4 protein-coding genes are annotated in these 2522 nt (G+C 40.1%); 1 reads left to right on the forward strand and 3 read right to left on the reverse strand.

Features of this window, described 5'->3' with window-relative positions:
• Positions 1–203, forward strand: a 203-nt coding sequence (locus HZF10_RS17980) for a hypothetical protein (protein ID WP_217703413.1), incomplete at its 5' end; no start/stop codon positions are given.
• On the opposite strand, the gene HZF10_RS17830 is transcribed toward HZF10_RS17980, so the two are convergent.
• From HZF10_RS17830 to HZF10_RS17840, 3 genes are all read right to left on the reverse strand, one after another.
• Positions 189–584 (reverse strand): helix-turn-helix domain-containing protein, encoded by a 396-nt coding sequence (locus HZF10_RS17830; protein WP_176007598.1) that lies wholly within the window; start codon positions 582–584, stop codon positions 189–191. The two genes, HZF10_RS17980 and HZF10_RS17830, sit on opposite strands and share 15 nt — an antisense overlap.
• Before the next feature lie 366 nt (positions 585–950).
• Entirely contained in the window at positions 951–1430 is a 480-nt protein-coding gene (locus HZF10_RS17835; protein ID WP_176007599.1) for a hypothetical protein, read from the reverse strand.
• Positions 1417–2522: RHS repeat-associated core domain-containing protein (locus tag HZF10_RS17840; RefSeq protein WP_306454604.1), on the reverse strand; the 1106-nt coding region annotated here is incomplete at its 5' end. The genes HZF10_RS17835 and HZF10_RS17840, both read right to left, overlap by 14 nt.

Consider the following 2522-nt stretch of genomic DNA (forward strand, 5'->3'; position numbering starts at 1 on the left):
GACAGTTTTTCGCTTTTTTCCAAGCCTTTGCGGCGTCAGGTACCCGCCTGTGCGATCATGGCGCAGGAAGACGGAAGCGTTTATTGACATTTTGCTTGCGCGCTGCGCAAAATGCGTGTCCGCGGGAAGTTTTCGGAAAGAAGGAAATACAGGGATACGATAAAAAAAACCGCCAGTGGCGGTCGATCTTATTTATTCAGTAGTTTTTCGAGATAGGCCACCTTGTCTTTTTCGGCCTGCACCAACCGTTCGTACAGTTCGACCACTTTGTCTAACGGATTGAAATTGCATTGGTGGTTATGTGCAAACGCACCGTGGCTATTGCTGAAGTCTGTATCGTTGAATGTATTGAAGTAATTGATTACATTTTCTTCGCTAAAACTTTTAATCGCTTCCAGGCTAACGCCGAGCGCCTGTGCGACGTCCTTCAATCTTACGTCGTCGATGTCTTCGCTGTTCTCCATGTTGCTGACGGTCTGCTGGCTGACGCCCAAGGCTTGGGCCAGCGCTTCCTGTTTCATGCCGCGCAGTTCGCGGATGCGGGAGATTTTTCGTCCTATGTGGGATTTAGAAGGAGTTTCCATGGTGAAGATGTTTGTTGCGTAAATATAGGAAATTTGGGAAACGGCGCGGTTTGTATTTTACAAACTGACGCTTGAAATATTTTTTTGACCAAACACCACCGTGACAATCTTTTTGTGTCAAAAAAAATTGTCACAGATTTCTTTAACACAAACCCATCACTAACTCTGGAACATGAGGTGTCGCCTTTCATCATCATAGATCGTTTTAAGGCATTTTTAAATGTAAAAAGGAGTGCGAAACACACTCCTTTTTGTTTGTTATTACTGAACTAATAATTGACTTATAATATATTATGATACGATATTTGAGCCATCACTAATTCTGAAACATTACCACATTACCACATTACCCCTACCCTCTCTAAATCACATAAAAGGCTTATATGTATTGGAATACAATACATATATTATAGCATTGGATTTTGAAATATACAGATATTTGTATTTCTTAATATTTTTTTTGTTATAATTAAAAACAACTCCCAGACCAGAAAAATCTATTTTCATATTTCCCGTATTATTGAAAACATGATAACCAGCCAGTCCTACACGATCGATGGTGGAAAGGTTTTTTACGATCTTATTTTGACTCCCTTCATAAAGAACAACAGATTGTTCAAAAAAACCTCCTGTAAAATAAATAACACTATCATCTTTCTTATCTGCCTTAATGGTTTTCAGTAAATAATTCTTTCTAACAACTGAATCGAAATCATCGTTATCGTCATATGCAACCTCAAGCGAATAAGACGTTTGAGTAAGCTTATGATCTGATTTCTGAGCACCTTTACAAAAACAGATTGTGCAAATTACAATTAACAATAAAAAATATTTAAGGCTTGACATTTGATTGCTGTGAATTTATTTGGTTTATAATATCAGTTCGTTGTTGTGGTGTTACGTTAGAGCCTTCAGCTTGTCTATTAAACAAATTATCAGGATCGCATAATTGAATCTGTGCTTTTTCTTGACTAAGTAAAGCATCATCTTGATGACGCTGTCCCAAATTGTGCCCGTCTTCATGGTTTCCGGTACGAGCAGTTTCATTCCTAACTGTTTTATTCCACATCCTGAAGATACCTTTTTCTGACATTCCATCAGGAATACCGTTCAGATTTATCTGCGTGCGATTCTTTTGAGTATTGCCAATATCATCCGTCCACCCAGCAGCGGTTGATGCCACTACTTGTAATTGTTCAAGAGTTTCATTTGGTCCTAAAACAGTTTTACTAACATCCAGCGCCGTATTATACTCCCAAATTAAAGTCGCTTTTGGATCAAATTCAACTTTCATAACGATCTGTCTGCCCGATAGGTCTTTTCCTCCCACCGTCGAATTTAGGTTTGCAGCCCTATCCTCAGCAAGCATCCTCATTTCCTTATTACTAATTATACCATTACTCTTGTTCACTAACGATACTTTAGCAGTCACGGTTACAGTCTTGCCATCACTTGAAGTGCTAGTCGAATATTCTAACCCCTCAATTTCTCTACCGGAAACTACCTTATTCTCACAAAAAGCATACGGTGAATTATAAACGTAATCTTGTGCTAATTTATCAATATTAAAAAATCTGCCTATTGACGGATCATAATTCCTCCACTTAAAACTATACCAATTAAGCCCCAACTCGTCTTGCCACTCCTGTTCTTGGTATTTATACCTATATGTATTCCCCTCCGACGGCACCTGAATGATCCGTAACGTCGAAAACCCCGGGTCTTCCTGGAAGTTTTTCACGTTCGAGTTGTAGTTGGTGTGCTTGAGGCCGAACGGGTAGTAATGGTCTTCGTTGAGGATCTTGACCTGGTTGTCGGTGGGGTCGAGGGCGTAATTCATACGGATGTTGCCTTCGCTGCCGCGGGCCTTCTTTTGTCTTGCAACAAAAGAAGCAAAAATGCAAAAGCGCGACCGCACAGGCGACCTGACAGCCGCAA

The organism is Flavobacterium agri, from assembly GCF_013401995.1.
Lineage (GTDB): Bacteria > Bacteroidota > Bacteroidia > Flavobacteriales > Flavobacteriaceae > Flavobacterium > Flavobacterium agri.

Coding starts and splice junctions, on each gene's coding strand:
- HZF10_RS17830 (WP_176007598.1), bottom strand. CDS start 584: ATGGAAACTCCTTCTAAATCCCACATAGGACGAAAAATCTCCCGCATC.
- HZF10_RS17835 (WP_176007599.1), bottom strand. CDS start 1,430: ATGTCAAGCCTTAAATATTTTTTATTGTTAATTGTAATTTGCACAATC.